Here is a 23991-nt window from a genome sequence, read left to right as displayed (position 1 = left end):
AAGCTTGCTCGCGAAAGCGGTCTGACATTCAGTATAGATGTCGACTGTTGGACCGCTTTCGCGAGCAAGCTTCGCTCCTACAGGGGTTCAGCCAGGGTTCGGGGGGCGTGTTCAGGCTCTCAATCAAAGATTCTCGTAGCGGTTCATGTCCAGCACACCCTCTTCCACCGGGTCGGTGTCGTGGATGTAGCGGCTCAGATCATGGAAATACTGCCAGAACTGCGGATGACTGCGACGAATGCCCCAGCGTTCAACGATTTTCTCGAAGCTGGCGGCGTCCCTGGCGTTTTCCATCGCGTCGACGAACGCGGGCACTTGTCCGGCCGGGATGTTGAACATGAAGTTCGGGTAGCTGCTGAGCACACCCGGGTAAATCGTCAACGTATCGAGCCCCGGCTGATAACGTAGCGATTCACCGAGCAGGAACGCCACGTTGCTGTGGGCCCGGTTGCGCAGCAGGCTGTAGACCTCGCGCTTGCCGCTTTGGGTCTCGATGCGCAACATCGTGGCTTCCGGCAACTGTTCGATGACTTTCAAACCGGCGGCCGGGCGCGAAGTCAGGCGGCTCAAGGCCTGTTCGGCGTTCTGCAACGCCAGATCGATGTTCGGCCGCGAGCAATAAGCGCCATCGCAGCGGTTGATCGGGTCAGGCTTGGCATTGAGTTCGCCGTACCGGGCCAGCAATTGCAGGGCGAAATCGCGTTTCGGGTCCTTTTCGTCCAGTATCAGCGCCGTTGGTTTGTCGTTGTCGATGTCCTCGTAATCCAGCCACATCTTGAACTTGCCGCCGTTCTGATACCAATCGTCGAGGAAGCCGTCCCGCGAGTCGGCAGGCATCAAGCGCAGGAAGTTCTGCTCGGCACCATTGCGGATCAGGTCGAAGTACAGTCGGGTCTGGGCCTGATGGGACACGTTGCCGAACACATCGAAGTTGACCGCCAACTGGTAATACGTGCGCTCCAGCAACGGGTAATCGAACAGCCAAATGGTTTGCGGGACGTCACCGATCAGGCCTTTGTTCACCGAGGCGCTGTCGAAATGCCGGAAGATGCTCAGCAGCGCGTTGTCATTGCCGGCCCACAGGGTCGACCAGCTCGGTGCCGGCAGGTCGGCGTAGCTGTCCCGGCGCAGGGCCTCATATTCGTTGCGTTTGTCGCGGTAGTCGTGCCACAGGCTCAGGACACTGCCGACGTCATCATTCTGCCCCGGCATCGCCAGCAACGGCGTGGCCTGACCGCGATATTTCGGGTCGGTGATGTAAAGGTCATGCTCAGGGGCCTGGAACAGCGCCCAGAAGTTGTCGCGGATCACGTCGGTGGCGATCTGGCCACGGCAGACCGGGCCACGAATGAAAGTGCGCACGAAGTATTCGGCGTTATCAAGCATGAACTGGTAACGCGCCTGCGCCGGGATGGCCTCAAAGGTCGTGAACGGATTGGCCCGTCGCTCCGGCCCGTAGCCCGGCAGCGCGTTGACCTGCCAGTTGCCGCTGTAAAACAGGCTTTTGATCCGCGCCATCTTCGCCGCGTTCAGCGGATAGGTGATGTGGGTCTTGTGCACGATCACGCCTTGCACCGGCCACAAACGGTAGTAGACCTGAGTGCCCGGATCGTCATTCGGACGGCGGGTGTTGATCAAATCAATCGGCTGCCCGGTCGGCGTGCGCGAGCGTACCCACTGAAAGAAATGCCCCGGCTCGCCGTCCTTGAAATAGAGGTGCGCCAGAAACCAGTGCTCAAACAACCAGCGCCCCACCAGACTCTCCCGGGCACCCGGCGCGTTGAGCAGGTTTTCCCACTGCACCACCTGCAAGGCTTCCTTGGCGCTGGGCACCAGGCCCTGCTCATCGATTGGCGCGCCTGAGGCCAGCCAGCGTTGCAACGTCTGGTATTGCTGATCGGTCAGGCCGGTGACCGCCAACGGCATGCCTTCTTTCGGGTGGGAGCTGGCATAGCCGCCGAACTCCGCCGGCATGGCGCACATGTTCTCGCGGTTCAGGCCCAGGACGATGTCTTCCGGCAATTTGGCGTTAGGTTGCAACGGCGTTTTGTGGCCCAGTTCAAGCATGCGCGCCATCAGCGCCGCCTGGCTGCCTTGGGCGTCGAGTACCGAATAAAAGCCCTTTTGCTGCCAGGCACGCTTGCCGAAGGCGTCATAAAACAGCCGGGTCGGCGCCGCAGCCTGGCGGCGCTCGCCGTCATAGACTGGCACCTTCGTCGCGCCTCGGGCCGCCCCTTCGCCACTGCCCAGATTGAGCTGACAGGCGGAGTCGTAGCAGGCATGGCAGGCCACGCACTTTTCGGTGAAGATCGGTTGAATGTCCCGGGTGTAGGAAATATCCGGACCTTGTGCAGCGGCGCCCCCGCTTAAAAACAGCATCAATAGGCTGGTGACGACGCGATACGACATATCCCTGGTCCTGATCATGAGAAAACGCCGCGATTCTACCGGTCTGGCTTGTGCATCAACATGAACGATATTCATGCAAAACCCGTACATGCTCCAAAAGCGCACAGGTTTGTTATTATCCCGCCCCTTCGTCATGGCCTTACCGAGTAGTCCAAATGTCCGATCGCAGCGTTCGCCTTCAAGCTCTCAAGCACGCCCTCAAAGAGCGCATCCTGATTCTCGATGGCGGCATGGGTACGATGATCCAGAGCTACAAGCTCGAGGAGCAGGATTACCGTGGCAAACGCTTCGCCGACTGGCCGAGCGATGTCAAAGGCAACAACGACTTGTTGGTGCTGACACGTCCTGACGTGATTGGCGGCATCGAGAAGGCCTATCTGGACGCCGGCGCCGACATTCTGGAAACCAACACCTTCAACGCCACCCGGATTTCCATGGCCGATTACGGCATGGAAGAACTCGCCTACGAATTGAACGTAGAAGGCGCTCGCCTGGCCCGCAAGATTGCCGATGCGAAAACTCTCGAGAACCCGGACAAGCCGCGTTTCGTCGCTGGCGTACTCGGCCCGACCAGCCGCACCTGCTCGCTGTCGCCCGACGTCAACAACCCTGGCTACCGCAACGTGACCTTCGATGAGCTGGTGGAGAACTACACCGAAGCCACCAAAGGCCTGATCGAAGGCGGCGCCGACCTGATCCTGATCGAAACCATCTTCGATACCCTCAACGCCAAAGCGGCGATTTTCGCCGTGCAAGGCGTGTTCGAAGAACTGGGCGTCGAGTTGCCGATCATGATCTCCGGCACCATCACCGACGCCTCCGGCCGCACGCTGTCGGGCCAGACCACCGAAGCGTTCTGGAACTCCGTGGCCCACGCCAAACCGATTTCGGTCGGCCTGAACTGCGCCCTCGGGGCCAGCGAGTTGCGTCCGTACCTGGAAGAACTGTCGAACAAGGCCAACACCCACGTTTCCGCGCACCCGAACGCCGGCCTGCCGAACGAATTCGGCGAGTACGACGAACTGCCGGCAGAAACCGCCAAGGTCATCGAAGAGTTCGCCCAGAGCGGCTTCCTGAACATCGTCGGCGGCTGCTGCGGCACCACGCCGGGCCACATCGAAGCCATCGCCAAAGCGGTAGCCGGTTATGCGCCGCGCGAGATTCCGGACATTCCCAAGGCCTGCCGCCTGTCGGGCCTGGAACCGTTCACCATCGATCGCAGCTCGCTGTTCGTCAACGTCGGCGAGCGCACCAACATTACCGGTTCCGCCAAGTTCGCCCGTCTGATCCGTGAAGACAACTACACCGAAGCCCTGGAAGTCGCCCTGCAGCAGGTCGAAGCGGGCGCCCAGGTGATCGACATCAACATGGACGAGGGGATGCTCGACTCGAAGAAGGCCATGGTGACCTTCCTCAATCTGATTGCCGGTGAACCGGACATCTCCCGCGTCCCGATCATGATCGACTCCTCCAAATGGGAAGTGATCGAAGCCGGCCTCAAGTGCATCCAAGGCAAGGGCATCGTCAACTCGATCAGCATGAAAGAAGGCGTCGAGCAGTTCATTCATCATGCCAAACTGTGCAAACGCTACGGCGCCGCAGTGGTGGTGATGGCCTTCGACGAAGCCGGCCAGGCCGACACCGAAGCACGCAAGAAAGAAATCTGCAAACGCTCCTACGACATTCTGGTCAATGAAGTCGGCTTCCCGCCGGAAGACATCATCTTCGACCCGAACATCTTCGCCGTGGCCACCGGCATCGAAGAACACAACAACTACGCTGTGGACTTCATCAACGCCTGCGCCTACATCCGCGACGAACTGCCGTACGCCCTGACCTCCGGCGGCGTGTCGAACGTTTCGTTCTCGTTCCGTGGCAACAACCCGGTGCGCGAGGCGATTCACTCGGTGTTCCTGCTGTATGCGATCCGCAACGGCCTGACCATGGGTATCGTCAACGCCGGTCAACTGGAGATCTACGACCAGATCCCGACCGAGCTGCGCGACGCCGTCGAAGACGTGATCCTCAACCGCACCCCGGAAGGCACCGACGCCCTCCTCGCCATCGCCGACAAGTACAAGGGCGACGGCAGCGTCAAGGAAGCCGAGACCGAAGAGTGGCGCAACTGGGACGTCAACAAGCGTCTGGAACATGCGCTGGTCAAGGGCATCACCACCCACATCGTGGAAGACACCGAAGAGTCGCGTCAGTCCTTTGCGCGCCCGATCGAAGTGATCGAAGGGCCGCTGATGTCCGGCATGAACATCGTCGGCGACTTGTTCGGCGCCGGCAAAATGTTCCTGCCGCAGGTGGTGAAGTCCGCCCGCGTGATGAAGCAGGCCGTGGCCCACTTGATCCCGTTCATCGAACTGGAAAAAGGCGACAAGCCAGAAGCCAAGGGCAAGATCCTGATGGCCACGGTCAAGGGTGACGTGCATGACATCGGCAAGAACATCGTCGGCGTGGTGCTGGGCTGCAACGGCTACGACATCGTCGATCTCGGCGTAATGGTGCCGGCGGAGAAAATCCTGCAAGTCGCCAAAGAACAGAAATGCGACATCATCGGCCTGTCCGGTTTGATCACGCCTTCGCTGGACGAAATGGTTCACGTGGCCCGCGAGATGCAGCGTCAGGACTTCCACCTGCCATTGATGATCGGTGGCGCGACCACCTCGAAAGCGCACACGGCGGTGAAGATCGAGCCCAAGTACAGCAACGATGCGGTGATCTACGTCACCGACGCCTCCCGCGCCGTGGGCGTGGCGACGCAACTGCTGTCCAAGGAATTGAAGGCCGGTTTCGTCGAGAAGACTCGCCTGGAATACATCGACGTTCGCGAGCGCACCGCCAACCGCAGCGCCCGTACCGAGCGCCTGAGCTACCCGGTGGCCATCGCCAAGAAGCCGCAGTTCGACTGGGGCAGCTATGAACCTGTCAAACCGACGTTCACCGGCGCCAAGGTGCTGGACAACATCGACCTGAAGGTGCTGGCCGAATACATCGACTGGACGCCGTTCTTCATCTCCTGGGACCTGGCCGGCAAGTTCCCGCGCATCCTGCAAGACGAAGTGGTCGGTGAAGCCGCCACCGCGCTGTACGCCGATGCCCAGGAAATGCTCGCCAAGCTGATCGACGAAAAACTCATCAGCGCCCGTGCGGTGTTCGGCTTCTGGCCGGCCAATCAGGTGCGAGACGATGACATCGAAGTCTACGGCGATGACGGCAAGCCATTGGCCAAGCTGCACCACTTGCGCCAGCAGATCATCAAGACCGACGGCAAACCGAACTTCTCCCTCGCCGACTTCGTTGCGCCCAAAGACAGCGGCGTGACCGACTACGTGGGTGGCTTCATCACCACCGCCGGGATCGGCGCCGAAGAAGTGGCCAAGGCTTATCAGGAAGCAGGCGACGACTATAACTCGATCATGGTCAAGGCGTTGGCCGACCGTCTGGCCGAGGCCTGTGCCGAGTGGCTGCACCAACAGGTGCGGAAAAACTACTGGGGCTACGCCAAGGACGAGACGCTGGACAACGAGGCGCTGATCAAAGAGCAATACACCGGCATCCGCCCTGCTCCAGGCTACCCGGCCTGCCCGGATCACACCGAGAAAGCCACGCTGTTCAAGCTGCTGGACCCGGAAGCGGAAGAACTCAAGGCCGGCCGCAGCGGCGTGTTCCTCACCGAGCACTACGCCATGTTCCCGGCGGCAGCGGTCAGCGGCTGGTACTTCGCGCACCCACAGGCGCAGTACTTCGCCGTGGGCAAGATCGACAAGGATCAGGTGCAGAGCTACACCTCGCGCAAAGGTCAGGAATTGAGCGTGACCGAGCGTTGGTTGGCACCGAACCTGGGTTACGACGAGTAATCCCGGATCAGGCTTGCTGCGATGGCGTCCTTCAGGGCGCCTTCACGGGCTTGTGGTGAGGGGGCTTGCCCCCCAGATCCTGGGGCCGCTGCGCGGCCCAACGGGGGCAAGCCCCCTCGCCACACAAGCCCGCTCCTACAGGATTGGGAGTTGGATCAGGATTTTGTGAACGACAAAAATCCCTGTGGGAGCGGGCTTGCTCGCGAAGAGGCCGTCACATTCAACATCGCAGGCCTGGCACTCGTGCATTTGCAGGAGCAAGGCTTGCCCGCGATAACGCTTCTGAGACCGCATCGCGGGCAAGCTCGCGCCTACAGGCAGCTGTCAGACGCTTGGGTTATTCGAGGTGTCGACCTCCTTGCGCGACAGTTCGATCATCCTGCTGTTGCGTGCCGCCGCCAGGTCAAAAAGCCTGCTCATCAATGCTGCGTCATCGGCGCTGTCACCCTCCTCCGACATTTCCGCCTCATCGAGCTTCCTGAACTCTTCCGGGTATTTTTCCTTGAGGTACGCCACCCAGTAATCACGCTGGATCAGGTCTTCAAAAAACCCGTCGGACTGTTCCGCATTGATGACCTCAACGCGAGCGTCAGCCAGTTGCCGCGGTGTGACACCCGAGGCGTACGTCATGTGCGTCGGCTGTCCCGGTAGCTCCAGGCCGTCGCTCCAGCCACTCGTCAGGCCGATTCGATAGCCCAGGCGCACTTCCGCTTCATCCCGACCGTTGCGCGCAACGGCTTTTGTCGCCAGTTCGTCTACCTTGTCCAGCCGGAAAAGTTGCCTGGACAATTTCAACAGTGCCTCACCCTTCACAGCCAGTCGCCCGACGGGAACCTCGAGCAAGGCATTGTGCGTGAACACTTTGCTCTCCAGCCCACTGAAGGTGAGGATTCGACCATCGACACAGGTGCCATGGGTGTTGGAACTGGCGAACAGGACCTCCCTGAGTTCGGCGTTGCCGGCGGCCGCGTCCATGACCGTCCACACACGGCGTGTCAGGTCGGCATTCGCTACCCTGAACTCCTGCGTATCCTGCAATCGCGACAGTAAATGGAAGAACGCAGCGTTGTCCGGCTCGGCCGCGAGTTGATTCCAGACGAGCGTTTTTCCGGACAAGTCCTCGGGCGAAGCATTGGCCAGCCACGGCGCACTTTGGGCAAAATCCGGTGGCATATCGGGCAGGCTTTCATCGGACTCGAAGCTTTCACTTTCACTTTCACCATCGCCATCACCACTGGCTTCGGCAATCATTTCGTCAAGATCAGTACGCGACAGCCCCAGCACCGTTTCGCGAGTACCTGCCTCGCGGTAATCGTGGAGTCGCTCAAGACTTTCAAGCGCCACATTGTAGTTTTCACTCAGGTCCGTGCCGGAGATCAGTGCATCATGGCTGCCATCCAGAGCCTCGGCAGGGATCGTAGTGATGTCGTTGCTGCTCAGGTTCAATGCACTGAGATGGTTGGCGTCCAGCACGCCTTGCGGCCATTCGGTCAGGTTGTTGTGACGCAGATCGAGCGTCTCCAGTCGCTCAAACACTGCGACATCAAAATCGTCCAGGGCGTTGTAACCCAGATCCAGCCATTGCAGGTGTTCCAGCCGGTTCAACGCGGCATACAAATGCCCGGTATCGCTGAAGCGGTTTGCGGAAAGTTCCAGCCGCTCAAGGTTGCCCATGCTCTGGATGGGCTCAGGCAACGCTTGCAGGCCATTGCCGTTGAGTTTCAAGGATTTCACTTGGGTAAAGGCCTTGAGAAAGCCATCCGACCCTTGTTGGGAAAGCTTTACACCCGTCAGGTCCAGCGTGTCGACGTGGGAGAACACGGTCGGCAATTCGGGAAGATCGCCCAATTGCAGACCGTTGAGATTCAACGCCTCGCCCATCGTGCCTCCCGCGCCATTCAGCCCTTCGCGCCAGCACTCGAGGATTCGCACGGCAGCCACCCGGCGACTTTCCGCCGACACTCTCCATCCCGCACCGCTAGACTCCCGCGTATACAACCAACCATTCAATTGGCGCGTCAGCGTTTCGAACGTCTGGTCCCATTCGTCAAGCCGATCGATGATGTGTACATCCGTTGCTCCGCTTGTGCGCATCTGCTCGATTGCTTGCAACGCTTCATCGTCGGCAAGTGCCGGATTCAATCGTTGCAGGCGTTTTGCCAACAGCACGCTGCCTTCGCCTACAGGGATTGGCGGCACGGGCAGCAGATGCCGGGCGATGGAGAAACCGCTTTCGGTCGGAGGGAAAGTGGCCGGCACCTCTTCCAGATCGAACCTCTCCAGCGAGCCGGCCGGCAGGCCTTTGGCAAACTCGATGCGCTGGCGGGCCGCTTTCAGCGCCGCCATGGCTTGCGGGGTCAAGGGTATGCCGGTCAGCTGACTCTTGAGCAGCACGTCATCGGCAAGATCCGCCGGCAGCGAAGAAATTTGGCTGCCACGCAAATCCAGCCAGGCCAACTGCGGCAGATCCTGCGTTCCCGTTGGCCATTGCCGCAGGTCCGTGCCCCGCAAGTTCAAGGTCTTCAGGCGAGACAGGCGACTGACGTCCAGCGCGTTCAGCGGGTTGTTACTCAAGTCCAGGGATTCGACTGCGCGCAGGCCATCGATCGCGAGCTGCACCTCAGGGCCGACGACGATCCGGTTGCCGGAGAGGTCCAGACGGGTCAACTTCACAAGATCGCCCGCTGCAATCGGCACTTCGCTCAGTTCATTACCACTCAGGTCGAGGGCTTGCAGCTCGGTAAACCCTCGAATAAAGCCGCGAAACTGTTCAGCAGGCGCTTGCACCCCTTTCAAATAAAGGCTTTGAACATGATCGAAGGCACCGGCAGGCAGCTGGGGAAACTCACTGAATTGCACTTTCGGCAGATCAAGCGCCGAGGCATCGCCAGTCGAGCCGTAGCGTTTGAATGCACCGTTGCGCCAGCACGTCCTGATGAAAGCCGCCGCCCATGACCTTCCCATCACTTCCTTCAGATCCATTTTCTGCTGCATCGCACGACTGGCCCAGTCGTTCAGTTGCCCATCCAGCACACGGAACTGTTCGCTCAAGGCGTCCACTGCCGCAAACCTTGCTTGCTGCCCCTGCCATTGCTCGACAAAACTGTTGTACAAGCTTATGGAAGGCTCGTTCATGCCGTCAGCCAGCCGTTTCAGTTCCCCCCGGCAGTAATCCCTGACCATCTCCTCTCGATCGATGAGATGTTCGGGGTGATTGCTGACGTATTCATACGCCGGCTTGAAGTTTTCACGGACGAAGTTCGACCAGTCCAGCGATAACCCGGACCAAAGACTTTCATGCCCTTCGAACACCCCCTCGGGCAATGTTCTGATCCCTGTGCTTCTGAGATTCAGGCGTACCAGGTGCGGTAGCTCAAGCACACCTGCAGGCCATTGATCCAGCGAAGGTGCCAGCACCTCCAGGCTGCGCAGGTTGCGCATGCGGCTGACATCCAGTTCCAGCGGCGCGAAACCAGAGGCGTAAACGCTGAGATCTTCAAGCGTCGTCAGCGCACTCAATCTCGTCGGCATATCCACCGCATAGGGCACTGCCGAAGACAGGCTCAGCCCGGTGAGGTCGGGCATCGCGCTCAACGCTTCGGGCACGTTGGTCAACGCATCGCTGGTTGAATTGATCCGCAGGCGTTTCAGCTTGGGAAACGCGCCCAGCAATGCATCGACATTGGCGTCCGTGACACACCGCCCCCAGAGAAGCAGCCCATCCACGTGTGAAAAATCTGCCGCCAGTGAGGGCAGCGGGTCGTCACACACCACTTCCAGTGTGCGCAAAAGCGGCTGCTCCTCGACCAGCGGTGCGTTGCGCCAGGCCTGCTTGATATTTCGCGCAGCAGCGGCCTTGCCTCCTAACAGAGTGCGCAACATCGACTCGGACGCAGGCAAGCCAACCCATTGGTCCAGCACGGTCTCAAGCTGCTGCCACTCACGCATGCGCGTCTGCAAATGGCTGAAAATCTGTGCGTCGCTCTTACCTTCTCGCAACTGCTTGAGGATGAATCCGTTGGCCTGCTGATCGGTGAGCTGCGGATAGACATCCCGTACGCGAGTCACCAAAGACGGATTCAGCCCTTGCCCGCGTCCGCTTGCGTAGTAACCCACGGTGCGCTCCGTCACTCGTACGGGTGGCTTGAACGTCTTGTTCCGGCCCGAGCGTGCCTCCAGCAGTTGCGCCAATTCGGCTCGATGTTCGATGGCCGAGTCGATCATTGCCCGCTGCAAATCAGCGCCTTGACTGACGTGTGGAACGCCCAGTGCCCGGCGCGACTCGTCGGGCAAGGCGTGCATGATCGAGGCAAAAAAATTGTCGCCTTTCGAGGGCACACTATTGAGTGCCTCGCCATGCTCATCAAACGCCTGGTAGACCGGCCCCTTTTTGACCACATACTTGCGGCTCGCGGCGGTCTCGCTGCCGATGCCATCGATCAGCGGACCGTTGATGTGGCCGTCGCGGATCTCCAGGCGCACCTCACCGGACCAGCCCGGCAATTTTTCCAGTGCATGCAGTGCGAGCCATTTACTGTCGGCCGAGGCCATGCGCTCCAGGTGCAGACCGGCAAAGGCCTGACTGACACGCCCCTGCTGCGCATACCAACGGGCTTCCTCGAGTATTTTCAACGGAACTCGACGCGTTGTTTTCAGGCGGGTGAGTTCTTCCGCACTGGCATCCAGCAGCACCCGCTGTGCAGCGGTTTCGCCTAGCCCCGGAGATGTTCGCTGCAGTAGGGTGATGATTGGCTCACTGCTGACCTGCTCGCTGGCCTCAGCCCGCCCGACATCAGCCGCGAACAGCCGCAAGGCGTCAGCCAGTTCAGGCGGTGGAGGTAAATGATCCAGGTGCATTTTGCGCAAGGCATTGTCACTGACACCAACAACGTCGGCGATTTTGAGCAATTGCCCATCGGTCAACGCCTCGGTCACATGGCCCATGCGCCGCAGCAGCGTCAGGCGATCCCACTCAAGCGGACGCTCCAGTGTATGGCGCCAGGCACCGTGGCCGTTGTGCTCGAGTATTGGCTGATAGGCATCTGCGTCGGCCGGATGTTTGATGCGCCATTTTTTCAGCGGCTCATCGTAGGCTGTTTCATAGAGCTTGCCCGCCTGGCGGATATAGGTCTTGCCGTTTACCCGATGTTGTCCCGATGAGTCAGGGCCGGAGTTGCGACCCAGCACGACATCACTTTCATAGGCGCCCAGGTCTGGCCTCCATAAACGGGTCCGGCCATTGGGTCGCTTGATTTGCTCCAGGCTCTCGATCACAGGTTCAGGCTTCACCGCTGTCAGTTTACCCAGCCCTTTGCCCACGCCGGCCATCACGCCGATCAGCGCCAGGTTTTCTGCCACATCGATCAGATGTGCCTTGGCTGCGTTGCGATCGCCCTCACTCCACTCGATCGCCCCCTCCAGGGATTCGTACAACAGTTGACCCGCCATCACCGTCATCATGACCTCGCCCAACACCGGTACGAACATTGACACCATGTTCAATGCCAGCATGCCGATTTCCAGCAGATGACTGAGTTTTTCCGCGCGCACTTTCGCATCGACATCCGCAGTGGGAACCGCATGGCTGCGCGCATCGGCAATGACCTTGTCGCGGTTTTGTTCGTAGAGATAGGTCCAGAGGTCGGTATTATCAGACCAGAGGCCGGCTCCTTTTTGAATGATGCCGAAAGGGTTGAGATAGGGGTCTTCGACTGGCTCCCGCTTACCCTGATGCTCAGGGGGCAGTTCTTTGATACGGGCGACGGTAGAAAACGGCGGAATGAGCTGAGCGACTTTTACCCAGACCGAATGCAACGGGTCCGCTGGAGAGTCCGCAGCTTTACGGGTGAATTGGCCGAAGTAATACGGACGGTCGGCGTAGGCCACAAACTGACTGAAAAAACGTTGATAGGCTGTCGGACCATCGGACGATGTTATATCCCGTGCTGTGAACTGCCGTTTGAACGCTTCACGCAACTGCGAAGTCGTGTAACGCTTGAGCGGGTGCTGCGGATCATGGGGAACGTAGACAATGAACTCACTGGTATAGCGATACTTTTCACTGATACTGAACACCACGCAGCCTGTCATTCTGCGCTTCATCAAACTCAGGTCGCGAAACCAGACTTGTTTATCGCCCTGCCAGGGATGAACGTCCCCATCAACAACCGACAGGATCATTTCGTAGTCTTTGCGCTCGATGTCCTTTTTCAGCAAGGCCAGTTCGGCAGCAGCCCTCATCGCCTCTTTCTGGCTGGTAATGAATTGCTGGCGTAGTGTCGTTTCCGATTGCACATCCGTGGGCTGAAAAAATGCCTTCACGTAAGTCTGATACTTCGCTCCGATATCCAGATGACGACACAGTGTCAGGAATTGACTCACCGTCAATCCGACAGTGACTAGCTGGAATGTGCCGGGTGTCGATGTTTCTACCACGAAGCCGGATTTTTTATGAAAAGCTCCCTGCTCACACTCGGCTGCTTCAAAGTTATGCAGCGCGGCCTGCAGCAGCGAAAGCTTCATGACCTCGAAATTTGCAACTTCAATTTCAAGATCACTGATTTCCAGTGGTCGCCTGAGGCATAACAATGTTCTGTTGACGTCTACGTCTGCACCGTACTGATCCTTGAGTGCCTTGATCAGCAACGGTTCCGCGAAGGTATCGATGTCCTGAAGTGTCGACATCGTCTTGTCCAACCGGGTCTGCGAGGTAAAACTGGCGTTGAAACGTTCTCTCAGTGCCTGCTGTTGCGTGAGGGATGCACGCTGATACCAATCTGGCAGACGCGTGCCGGTATTTTTCATCGCATGACGTCTTGCTGGCGTGGCATTAACCAGCCATTCGGGAGCCATCTGCTCAAGAAGCTCGCCATGAATACTGGTTCTCTCTGAAACCCGTGGCTTTAACTGCACGAGTGGGGTCTTCGTCGTGGAAGATGAAGATGGGGGCGTGGCGGGCATAGTGTCTCTCCTGATAAGTGGAGCGACAGAACACCATTTCAGGAGAACGCATCTGCGGTAGATAGTTATCGCTATACCGACGAGTTGTTACGAATGACTTCGATCCGGGGCGAGCCTGCCACGGCACGAATCGTCAAATTGGCTATGCTCTGGGGAGATACTTTGAGACGAGGGATTTATGGACGATCCAGTCGACAACAACAAGCCGCCGACCTTCTGGCAGATGCTGCACAGCGTCATGGCGGCAGCGTTCGGGGTGCAGAGCGGGAAGAACCGGGCCCGGGACTTCACTCACGGCAAGCCCAGTCATTTCGTGATTCTGGGGATTCTGTTCACGGCAGTGTTCGCGTTGACGCTATTTGGCATCGTCAAACTGGTATTGCACCTGGCGGGGATCTGAACCGGCTCAGTGCATCAGGGCTTGCAAGCTGAACGGGTAGCGATACGACGTCGGTCGCCCCTTGGCCGAGAGCTTTTGAAAGTCCACGCCGTAATCCTGAGTGGTACTCAAGGCCAGCAGTCGCCTGGCTTGCGCGCGATCGATCAGCTGCAACAACGGAATCTGCCGGTCGCGCCCACCGTACTGGCTGACATCCACCCCCTGATCGTAGTCATGCAGTTGCACCAGGGCCCAACCACCCAGAGTGAAGTGCCCGCCCAACAGCACACTCAACCGCCCTTCCAACAGCGCCTGTAACGCGGTCGGTGAATTGTTGATGGCGCTGAACAGCACGTCCTTGCCGGGTTGGCCGCCTGTTTCGGCGTAGGCCTGCATGGCGCCAAAGGCCATTTCATCGTTGGCCGACCAGACCAGCGACGTGTGCGGATAACGCTTGAACAATAACCTGGCCTGTTCATAGGCGCGCTCGCGGGTCCAGCCGCCGTAGACCAACTGGCGCAACCGCACTTCAGGGTGTTCGGCCAATGCCCGCATCATGCCCTTCTCACGCTGTTGCGCGGCTGGGGTGAGCTTCAGGCCGGAAAAGGCCACAAGGTCAATGACTTCACCGGGGGCGATTGGGCGATGCTGGCGAATCAGTTCCTTGAGCATCAAGTAGCCGCCCTCCTCGTTATTGGGCACCAGACTGCCCAGCCAGTCGGGGTACTTGTCTGGTTGGGCGCCGAGCAGGCGCATCTGGTCCGGGGTCAGGCCATTGTTGACCAAAAACAGTTTCACACCGCTGCCTTGAGCCAGACGCAGGATTTCGGGCGCGACGGACAGTTCGTTGACGAACACCAGATAATCCGGTCGATTCGGCCCTTGCAGGGCTTCGCGGGCCTGTTTGAGCGTGGTTTCAGCATTTCGCTCGGCATACTGGATGTGCAAATCCATGCCCAGGTCCTTGGCAGCGGCCTGCATGAACTGCGAGTAACTGACCCAGAACACCTCTTGGGTGGTCCCGGGATTGAGGAACAATACGGACGCGGCCTGGGCACACGATCCCAAGACCGTACCAAGCGCCAGCACAACACCACAAATGAACTTCAACATTAAACGTCCGAGCCCCCAAAAATCCGCTGCGCATTATAGCCAGCGAAGTTTCTGGAACGGCGCTTATTCCGGCTTTTGTCCGACAATCGTCGGCGCCGGGCCCGGACGGGGTCGTTTATTGATGGCTGACCCAGAACACCGCTGTGCCAACGACCAGGATAATCAGGAACAAAATCGCCCAGGCATCGACCGTGCTATCGCTTTTCCCTGCTTTGGTTGGGTTGCTCATTGCATCGCCTCTTGTCGGTTTTATCGGTGATTGCATAAAGACTCGAGCACAGTTAAGACGATGATTGCCCGCACCACAAATGTGGGTTTTGCACCTATGAGTTTCATTAGTCGTTTTGGTTCTTTGCATATACTCAAACATCACTTTTGCGCATAACTGCAAACTGGTATCTTGCGTCGGCTCCGTTGGGAGTGCGCGGCCGTGCGCGCAGAATTGCCGAGGCTGTATCGGATGAAAGCTTGCGAAAACGCAGCTGTATCCAACCGGCCCAAGCCTGAGAACAGGACTTATATGTACGTATACGACGAGTACGATCAGCGGATCATCGAGGACCGCGTCAAGCAGTTCCGTGATCAGACCCGACGCTATCTGGCAGGCGAGCTGAGCGAAGAAGAATTCCGCCCCCTGCGCCTGCAAAATGGCCTTTATATCCAGCGCTTCGCGCCGATGTTGCGTGTCGCGGTGCCTTACGGCCAACTGACTTCGCGCCAGACGCGAATGATGGCCAAAATTGCCCGTGACTACGACAAGGGCTACGCCCACATCAGTACCCGGCAGAACGTGCAGTTCAACTGGCCGGCCCTGGAAGACATCCCGGACATCCTGGCTGAACTGGCGACCGTGCAGATGCATGCGATCCAGACCAGCGGCAACTGCCTGCGCAACGTCACCACCGACCAGTTCGCCGGTGTCGCGGCCGACGAGTTGATCGACCCGCGGCCATGGTGCGAAATCGTCCGTCAGTGGACCACGTTCCACCCGGAATTCGCCTACCTGCCGCGTAAATTCAAGATCGCCATCAACGGTTCGACGTCCGACCGTGCGGCCATTGAAGTCCATGACATCGGCCTTGAGCCGGTGCATAACGCCGCGGGCGAACTGGGTTTCCGTGTGCTGGTCGGTGGCGGCCTGGGCCGTACACCGGTGGTGGGCGCGTTCATCAACGAGTTCTTGCCATGGCAAGACCTGTTGAGCTACCTCGACGCCATCCTGCGGGTCTACAACCGCTACGGCCGTCGCGACAACAAGTACAAGGCGCGGATCAAGATTCTGGTCAAGGCCCTGACGCCTGAAGTGTTCGCGCAGAAAGTCGACGCGGAAATGGAACACCTTCGCGGTGGCCAGACCACCTTGACCGACGCCGAAGTGCATCGCGTGGCCAAACACTTCGTTGACCCGGACTACAAGGCACTGGACAACCAGACGGCCGAACTGACCGAGCTCGACAAACAGCACCCAGGCTTCGCCCGCTGGCGCACCCGCAACACCCTGGCGCACAAGAAGCCGGGTTACGTTGCCGTGACGCTGTCCCTGAAGCCGACTGGCGTTGCGCCGGGCGACATCACCGACAAGCAGCTCGATGCCGTTGCCGACCTCGCTGACCGTTACAGCTTCGGCCAACTGCGCACCTCCCACGAGCAGAACATCATTCTGGCCGATGTCGAGCAGAGCCAATTGTTTGCCCTGTGGGGCGAATTGCGCGAGCAAGGTTTTGCCACGCCGAACATCGGTTTGCTGACCGACATCATCTGCTGCCCGGGCGGCGATTTCTGCTCCCTGGCCAACGCCAAGTCGATCCCGATCGCCGAGTCGATCCAGCGCCGTTTCGAAGACCTGGACTACCTGTTCGACATTGGCGAGCTGGACCTGAACATCTCTGGCTGCATGAACGCCTGTGGTCACCACCACGTCGGCCACATCGGCATTCTCGGGGTGGACAAGAAAGGCGAAGAGTTCTACCAGGTGTCCCTGGGTGGCAGCGCCAGTCGCGATGCGAGCCTGGGCAAGATCCTCGGCCCGTCTTTCGCACAGGAAGCCATGCCTGACGTGATCGAGAAGCTGATCGACGTGTACATTGAACAACGTACCGAAGACGAGCGCTTCATCGACACCTATCAGCGTATCGGCATCGACCTCTTCAAGGAGCGCGTCTATGCAGCGAATAATTAAGAACAACGAAGTCGTCGACGAAACCTGGCACTTGCTGCCGAAAGATTTCAACATCGACGAGATCAGCAACTGCGACGACCTGATCGTCCCGTTGCAGCTGTGGCGCGAACACAGCCGTATGCTCAAGGCCCGCGATGGCGGCCTGGGTGTGTGGCTGGATGCCGATGAAGAAGCCGAAGAAATCGGTGAAGACGTGGATAATTTCCAGGTCATCGCCTTGAACTTCCCGGCCTTCACTGACGGCCGCAACTACTCCAACGCCCGCCTGCTGCGTGACCGTTACGCTTTCAAAGGCGAATTGCGGGCGATTGGCGATGTACTGCGCGACCAGTTGTTCTACCTGCACCGCTGCGGTTTTGACGCGTTTGCGATTCGCGCCGATAAAGACCCGTACGAAGCCCTTGAAGGCCTCAAGGACTTCTCGGTGACCTATCAGGCTGCTACCGACGAACCGCTGCCGCTGTTCCGTCGCCGCTAAGTACGCGTACAACAAAAAGCCCTGAATCGGACATCCGTTTCAGGGCTTTTTTGTGTCCGGCGTAAACGATGGCCGGAAGATGTTTACCAGAAGCGTTGCTGGGTCAACCGGCTCCACCAGTTCAGCAACACGCGATCAACCGAACCGCTGGCCGCGATACCGATGCGCTCCTGCAGGCTTTTGCGTTCGGCGTAATGCAAGTGATAGAGCTCGGACTGCTTGGCTCGTTCGGCAAGGTATTCATCGCTGGTCTTGAGTTCATCCACCAGTTGCTTGTCCAGGGCCGAGACGCCCAGCCAGATTTCACCCGTGGCCACTTCATCGATGGCCAGTTGCGGGCGATAGCGGGAAACGAAGTTCTTGAACAGCTGATGGGTGATGTCCAGGTCTTCCTGGAATTTCTCCCGGCCTTTCTCGGTGTTTTCGCCGAATACCGTCAGGGTGCGCTTGTACTCACCGGCCGTCAGTACTTCGAAGTCGATGTCGTGTTTTTTCAACAGGCGATTGACGTTGGGCAACTGCGCCACCACGCCGATCGAGCCGAGGATCGCGAACGGCGCACTGATAATCTTCTCGCCGATGCACGCCATCATGTAGCCGCCACTGGCCGCGACCTTGTCGATGCACACGGTCAATGGCACGCCGGCGTCACGAATTCGCGCCAGTTGCGAAGACGCCAGGCCATAGCTGTGGACCATGCCGCCGCCGCTTTCCAGGCGCAGCACCACTTCATCCTTTGGCGTGGCGAGGGTCAACAGCGCGGTGATTTCGTGGCGCAGGCTCTCAGTGGCCGACGCCTTGATGTCACCGTCGAAATCCAGCACGAACACCCGTGGTTTGGCCTCGGGTTTCTTCTTTTGCTTTTTCTCGGTTTTAGCCTGGGACTTGCGCAAGGCCTTGAGCTGATCCTTGTCGAGCAAGGTTTGCTCCAGGCGTTCGCGCAGCCCTTTGTAGAAATCATTGAGTTTGCTGACTTGCAGCTGGCCGGCCGGCTTACGCCGACCTTTGCTGCGCAACGCCGCAAAACTGGCCAGGACCACCAGAATGGCGATCACCAGAGTCACGGTCTTGGCCAGGAAAATGGCGTACTCGAACAAAAGCTCCACAGGGACTCCTTCAATCAATGCGCGGATTAAACACGCGCGGGATATCTCCAGCATACCCATGCGCTGGCCCGGCGACCAGTCATGAAACCTTTGGCAACAGGCCTGTAACGGGCATTTCAAACAAGCGTATGTTTTTTCATTGACAGCTCACCGCCATCCTCATAACCTCGCCAAACCTTCAACGTACCGGGATGACGCGGACGTGGGCAGCATCTACTTGATTCGACATGGCCAGGCCTCCTTTGGTGCAGACGACTATGACGTCCTGTCGCCGACCGGTATTCGCCAGGCAGAACTCCTCGGCCAGCACCTGGCCGAACTCGGTGTCAGCTTCGATCGCTGCCTGTCGGGCGACCTGCGCCGCCAGCAACATACCGCCAACAGCGCGCTGGAACAGTTCGCCGCCGTCGGGATGCCGGTGCCGGTGCTGGAAATCGATTCTGCCTTCAACGAATTCGACGCCGACGCGGTGATCCGTGCCCTGCTGCCGGCCATGTTGGAGGACGAGCCCCACGCGCTGGATATCCTGCGCAACGCCGCACAAAACCGTGCTGAATTCCAACGCATCTTTGCCTTGATCATCGAGCGCTGGCTCGCCGGCACCTACGACACACCGGGCCTGGAGAGCTGGCTGGGTTTCGTCGAACGCGTGCAGGCCGGTCTGCATCGATTGCTCGAACAAGCCGACAATACCCAGAAAATCGCCGTGTTCACCTCCGGCGGCACCATCACTGCCCTGCTCCACCTCATTACGCAAATGCCCGCAAAGCAGGCCTTTGAACTGAACTGGCAAATCGTCAACACCTCGCTCAACCTGCTCAAGTTTCGTGGTCGCGAGGTGGCCCTGGCTTCCTTCAACAGTCATGCACACCTGCAACTGCTGAAGGCCCCGGAACTCATCACGTTTCGCTGAGTCCGGATTATTGTGACCCTGGCTGTAATCACCCAGCTCTTATTACCCAAGAAAGGATCGAACCATGACCTCCGTAGCTGATGCCGTACAAGCAATGAAAGCCAAGTTCAACCCAGCCGCTGCTGCCGGTCTGGACCTGGTATTCGGTTTCCGCATCGACGACACCAAGCACTTCTCGCTGATCGTCAAAGACAGCACCTGCGAACTGCAAGAAGGCGAGAATCCGGACGCCCAGGTCACTCTGGTAATGGACGGCGAAACCCTGGAAGGCATCGTCGACGGTTCGACCGACGGCATGCAAGCGTTCATGGGTGGCAAACTGCGCGCTGAAGGCGACATGATGCTGGCCATGAAACTGTCCGAGCTGTTCCCGGCCTAAGCACGTCGCTCCCGTCTTTCGGGAGCACGTCTGGCTGCAAACGAATCCCGCCCCTCGTGGCGGGATTCGTCGTTTTCGCCCTCGGAAAACGGCTATCTGTGGATTTGCCGACTATATTCCTTCTGGCCGCATGCGTCAGACATCGGCTGTTTGCCCTCACTTCTTTTGGAAGAATTTTGTGGAGAGCACTGCCATGACCCCACCTGACGACCGCGACGGATTCAACCGTCGTCGTGTACTGCAAGGCCTTTCGGCAGGCGCCGTCGGTGCCTGGGTCAGCCCACTATTCGCAGGGAGTAAAACCATGCCCGATGCCCCGGCCGATCTGATTCTGTACAACGGACGCCTGCACACCGTCGACCGCAAGAAACCCCAGGCCAGTGCCGTCGCGATCAAGGACGGACGCTTCGTGGTGGTCGGCAGCGATGCCCAAGCCATGGCACTGCAAGGCCCTGGCAGCCAGATCATCGACCTGCATGGCCGCACGGTGATTCCCGGTCTCAATGACTCTCACCTGCACTTGATCCGTGGCGGTCTGAACTACAACCTTGAGCTGCGCTGGGAAGGCGTGCCGTCCCTGGCCGACGCCTTGCGCATGCTCAAGGACCAGGCCGATCGCACACCGACGCCGCAATGGGTGCGGGTAGTCGGTGGCTGGAACGAATTCCAGTTTGCCGAGAAACGTCTGCCGACGATTGAAGAACTGAACAAGGCCGCGCCAGACACCCCGGTGTTCGTCCTGCACCTCTACGACCGCGCCCTGCTCAACCGTGCCGCCCTAAAAGTGGTCGGCTATACCCGCGACACGCCGAACCCGCCGGGTGGTGAGATCCAGCGTGATGCCAATGGCGACCCCACCGGCATGCTGATCGCCCGCCCCAACGCAATGATCCTCTACTCGACCCTGGCCAAGGGACCGAAGTTGCCACTGGAGTATCAAGTCAACTCGACCCGTCAGTTCATGCGCGAACTCAATCGGTTGGGCGTCACCAGCGCCATCGATGCCGGCGGCGGTTATCAGAATTACCCGGACGATTATCAAGTCATCCAGCAACTGGCCAAAGACCAACAGCTCACGGTGCGCATTGCCTACAACCTGTTCACCCAAAAACCCAAGGAAGAGCTGACCGATTTCAAAAACTGGACCAGTACCTCCCATTACGGCCAGGGCGATGACTTCCTGCGGCACAACGGTGCCGGGGAAATGCTGGTGTTCTCGGCAGCGGATTTCGAAGACTTCCTCGAGACTCGCCCCGACCTGCCGCAAACCATGGAGCAAGAGCTGGAACCGGTGGTGCGGCATCTGGTGGAGCAGCGCTGGCCCTTCCGCCTGCACGCCACCTATAACGAATCCATCAGCCGCATGCTCGACGTGTTCGAGAAGGTTAACCGGGATATTCCATTCGACGGTTTGCCGTGGTTCTTCGATCACGCCGAAACCATCACCCCACGGAACATTGAGCGGGTCAAAGCTCTCGGTGGCGGCATCGCCATCCAGGACCGCATGGCGTTCCAGGGCGAGTACTTTGTCGACCGTTACGGCGCCAAGGCGGCCGAAGCGACACCCCCGATCGCGCGCATGTTGGCCGAGGGTGTGCCGGTTGGCGCTGGCACCGATGCCACGCGCGTGTCCAGCTACAACCCCTGGACCTCGCTGTACTGGCTGGTCAGCGGCCGCACCGTCGGCGGGCTGGCGTTGTACCCGCAAGGCTTGAGCCGCGATACGGCGCTGGAACTGTTCACCCACGGCAGCGCCTGGTTTTCTTCCGAACAAGGCAAGAAAGGCCAGATCAAGGTCGGGCAACTGGCGGACCTGATTGCGCTGTCGGCGGACTACTTCCACATCGAAGACGAAGCCATCAAATGGATCGAGTCGGTGCTGACCATTGTCGACGGCAAGATCGTCTACGGCAGCGCCGAGTTCGAAAAGCTGGGGCCACCACCGATTCCGGTAGTGCCTGAATGGTCGCCGGTGGTGAATGTGCCGGGGCACTGGAAACCACTGGCGCCGCTGACCGCGCAAGTACACCAATGCGTGGGCGCTTGCGCGGTGCATGCCCACAGTCATGAGCGGGCGCGGTTGTCGTCAGCGCCGGTCAGCGACTTTCAAGGGTTCTGGGGGGCATTTGGCTGTTCGTGTTTTGCGTTTTGAACAAAATATTTCCAAACACCATCCATCCAATGTGGGAGCGGGCTTGCTCGCGAAGACGGCCTAACATTCAACAGTGATGTTGACTGTCAGTCCGCTTTCGCGAGCAAGCCCGCGCCCACATTAAATCGCTGTTCAACCTTCTGTCCCGAAACACCCACTGACACAAGCTTGATCTCGATCAGTTGCTCATCCCCTCGCAATCACTACTATCGCGCTTCCATCGAAGGCCACGGACGGCTCATTGGGAGCCTGCGGCCCGTTATTCTCAAGGAAGAGTCAATCATGCAGTCATTGAAAATCATTCTGCTGGCATCAGCATTCAACGGCCTGACCCAACGGGCCTGGCTGGATTTGCGTCAGGCCGGACACTCACCCAGCGTGGTGCTGTTCACCGATGAAGAGGCGGTGTGCGAGCAGATCGAACACTCAGGCGCCGATCTGGTGATCTGCCCGTTCCTCAAGGATCGGGTACCGCAACAGTTGTGGAGCAACCGCCAGCGTCCCGTGGTGATCATTCACCCAGGCATCGTCGGCGACCGTGGCGCCAGTGCGCTGGACTGGGCGATCACCCGCGAACTCGACCGCTGGGGCGTGACCGCGTTGCAAGCGGTGGAGGAAATGGATGCGGGGCCGGTCTGGGCCACCTGTGAATTCAATTTGCCCCAGGGCCTGCGCAAATCCGAGTTGTACAACGGGGGCGTCAGCGATGCGGCGATCACTTGCATCCGCGAAGTCGTGGAAAAATTCATCGCCGGTTTCGTTCCTGTGCCCTTGGATTACAACCAACGCCATGTGATTGGCCGCTTGCAGCCGAACATGAAGCAAGCCGACCGCTCCTTCAGTTGGCACGACAGCTCACACTTCATCAAACGCTGCATCGACGCCGCCGACGGCCAGCCCGGCGTATTGGCGAGCCTGGCCGGCGGTCAGTATTACCTGTATGACGCTCACCTGGATTCGCGCAGCGGCACGCCGGGGGAAATTCTCGCGGTGCATGACGATGCGGTGCTGGTGGCGACCGGCGATCACAGCCTGTGGATCGGTTCGTTGCGACACAAACCCCGGCCCGGCGAAGAAACCTTCAAACGCCCGGCCCGGCACGTGCTCGCCGAACAGCTGACGCAGGTCCCGACCCTGGATTGGTCGATCGCCTCCCAACCCTTCAACAACGAGCCCTATCAACCGATCCGCTACCGCGAGTCGGGGCATGTCGGCGAGTTGACCTTCGAGTTTTATAACGGCGCGATGAGCACCGAACAGTGCCAGCGACTGGTGGAGGCCCTGCGCTGGGCCAAGTCCCGGGACACCCAGGTGCTGCTGATCAAGGGTGGGCGCGGCAGCTTCTCCAACGGCGTGCACCTCAACGTGATCCAGGCCGCAGCGGTTCCGGGGCTGGAAGCCTGGGCCAATATTCAGGCGATCGATGATGTCTGTCAGGAATTGCTCAGCGCCCGGCAACTGGTGGTCAGCGGCCTGACCGGCAATGCCGGAGCCGGTGGCGTGATGCTGGCGCTGGCGGCCGATATTGTCTTCGCCCGGTCCGACATCGTGCTCAATCCCCATTACAAAACCATGGGCCTGTACGGCTCCGAGTACTGGACCTACAGCCTGCCCCGCGCCGTCGGCCGGGCAATGGCGGAAAAACTCACTGAAGACTGCCTGCCGGTCAGCGCCACTCAGGCCTTGCAACTGGGCATGGTCCAGGAAATCGGTCCGCGCTGCCCCGACGAGTTTGGCCTGTGGTTGTTGCAGCGGGCCAATGGTGCGTTGAGTGATCCGGCGTATCAGGCGGTGCGTGAGCGCAAAAGCCAGCTCGAGACTCAGCTGATGCAGCACTGTCGCAATGCCGAGCTGGAAGAGATGCAACTGGACATGGTGCAGAACCGCAAACAATTTGCCGAGAAATGCCGTCATTTTGTGTTCAAGCGCAAGGCGTGTGGCACGCCGCAGCGGTTGGTGGCGCAGTGGGCGGTGGTAAGGGAGGTCGAGTTTGCGGATTGATCGTTTGGTATGAGGTGACTGGGCCAGACAGTGAAACCTGTGGCGAGGGAGTCCCC

12 protein-coding genes are annotated in these 23991 nt (G+C 59.3%); 8 read left to right on the top strand and 4 right to left on the bottom strand.

What is annotated here, in order from left to right; genetic code table 11:
- Positions 1 to 123: 123 nt before the first annotated feature.
- The gene (locus tag PMI30_RS11615; protein ID WP_008011017.1) at positions 124 to 2409 is read right to left on the bottom strand and encodes a fatty acid cis/trans isomerase; all 2286 of its coding nucleotides are present in this window, start codon (positions 2407 to 2409) and stop codon (positions 124 to 126) included.
- 155 nt (positions 2410 to 2564) lie between these two features.
- On the opposite strand from PMI30_RS11615, the gene metH reads away from it, so the two are divergent.
- Entirely contained in the window at positions 2565 to 6275 is a 3711-nt protein-coding gene (gene metH / locus PMI30_RS11620; RefSeq protein WP_008011015.1) for a methionine synthase, read from the top strand.
- Positions 6276 to 6599: 324 nt separating this feature from the next.
- Here metH and PMI30_RS11625 read toward each other — a convergent pair whose 3' ends face one another.
- Positions 6600 to 13235 carry an NEL-type E3 ubiquitin ligase domain-containing protein gene (locus PMI30_RS11625; RefSeq protein WP_008011011.1) on the bottom strand — a complete coding sequence of 2212 codons (6636 nt, stop codon included), beginning with the start codon at positions 13233 to 13235 and terminating at the stop codon, positions 6600 to 6602.
- A 178-nt stretch (positions 13236 to 13413) separates the two neighbouring features.
- Here PMI30_RS11625 and PMI30_RS11630 point away from each other — a divergent pair, with 178 nt between their 5' ends.
- Positions 13414 to 13635 carry a DUF2970 domain-containing protein gene (locus PMI30_RS11630; protein ID WP_008011009.1) on the top strand — a complete coding sequence of 74 codons (222 nt, stop codon included), beginning with the start codon at positions 13414 to 13416 and terminating at the stop codon, positions 13633 to 13635.
- A 6-nt stretch (positions 13636 to 13641) separates the two neighbouring features.
- On the opposite strand, the gene PMI30_RS11635 is transcribed toward PMI30_RS11630, so the two are convergent.
- Positions 13642 to 14727, bottom strand: a complete 1086-nt coding sequence (locus PMI30_RS11635; protein WP_008011007.1) for an ABC transporter substrate-binding protein — start codon at positions 14725 to 14727, stop codon at positions 13642 to 13644.
- 520 nt (positions 14728 to 15247) lie between these two features.
- Here PMI30_RS11635 and PMI30_RS11640 point away from each other — a divergent pair.
- Together PMI30_RS11640 and PMI30_RS11645 are read left to right on the top strand one after the other, a co-directional pair.
- A complete protein-coding gene (locus PMI30_RS11640; RefSeq protein WP_008011006.1) occupies positions 15248 to 16906 on the top strand; it encodes a nitrite/sulfite reductase in 1659 nt (552 codons plus the stop codon).
- The gene (locus tag PMI30_RS11645) at positions 16890 to 17384 is read left to right on the top strand and encodes a DUF934 domain-containing protein (protein WP_008011005.1); all 495 of its coding nucleotides are present in this window, start codon (positions 16890 to 16892) and stop codon (positions 17382 to 17384) included. The genes PMI30_RS11640 and PMI30_RS11645 overlap by 17 nt, the downstream gene beginning before the upstream one ends.
- Positions 17385 to 17467: 83 nt before the next feature.
- Here the strand turns inward: PMI30_RS11645 and sohB are convergent, their stop codons facing one another.
- Positions 17468 to 18490: a protease SohB gene (sohB, locus tag PMI30_RS11650; protein WP_008011004.1), complete on the bottom strand. Its 1023-nt coding sequence runs from the start codon at positions 18488 to 18490 to the stop codon at positions 17468 to 17470.
- 202 nt (positions 18491 to 18692) lie between these two features.
- Between sohB and PMI30_RS11655 the strand changes: the two genes are divergently transcribed.
- The 4 genes from PMI30_RS11655 (at position 18693) to PMI30_RS11670 (ending at position 23935) form a co-directional block, all read left to right on the top strand.
- Positions 18693 to 19403, top strand: coding sequence for a histidine phosphatase family protein (locus PMI30_RS11655; protein WP_007898210.1), 711 nt, complete (start codon positions 18693 to 18695; stop codon positions 19401 to 19403).
- 64 nt (positions 19404 to 19467) lie between these two features.
- Positions 19468 to 19782 carry an SCP2 sterol-binding domain-containing protein gene (locus tag PMI30_RS11660; RefSeq protein ID WP_007898209.1) on the top strand — a complete coding sequence of 105 codons (315 nt, stop codon included), beginning with the start codon at positions 19468 to 19470 and terminating at the stop codon, positions 19780 to 19782.
- A gap of 304 nt (positions 19783 to 20086) precedes the next feature.
- Positions 20087 to 21934: an amidohydrolase gene (locus PMI30_RS11665; RefSeq protein WP_032835668.1), complete on the top strand. Its 1848-nt coding sequence runs from the start codon at positions 20087 to 20089 to the stop codon at positions 21932 to 21934.
- A gap of 282 nt (positions 21935 to 22216) precedes the next feature.
- Complete coding sequence (locus PMI30_RS11670) at positions 22217 to 23935, top strand: hydrogenase maturation protein (protein WP_008011002.1); 1719 nt, start codon at positions 22217 to 22219, stop codon at positions 23933 to 23935.
- Positions 23936 to 23991 lie beyond the last annotated feature (56 nt).

This window comes from Pseudomonas sp. GM50, from assembly GCF_000282375.1.
GTDB lineage: Bacteria > Pseudomonadota > Gammaproteobacteria > Pseudomonadales > Pseudomonadaceae > Aquipseudomonas.
Note: the sequence above shows the minus strand (reverse complement) of the source record. Positions and strands in the feature narration are given on the sequence as shown.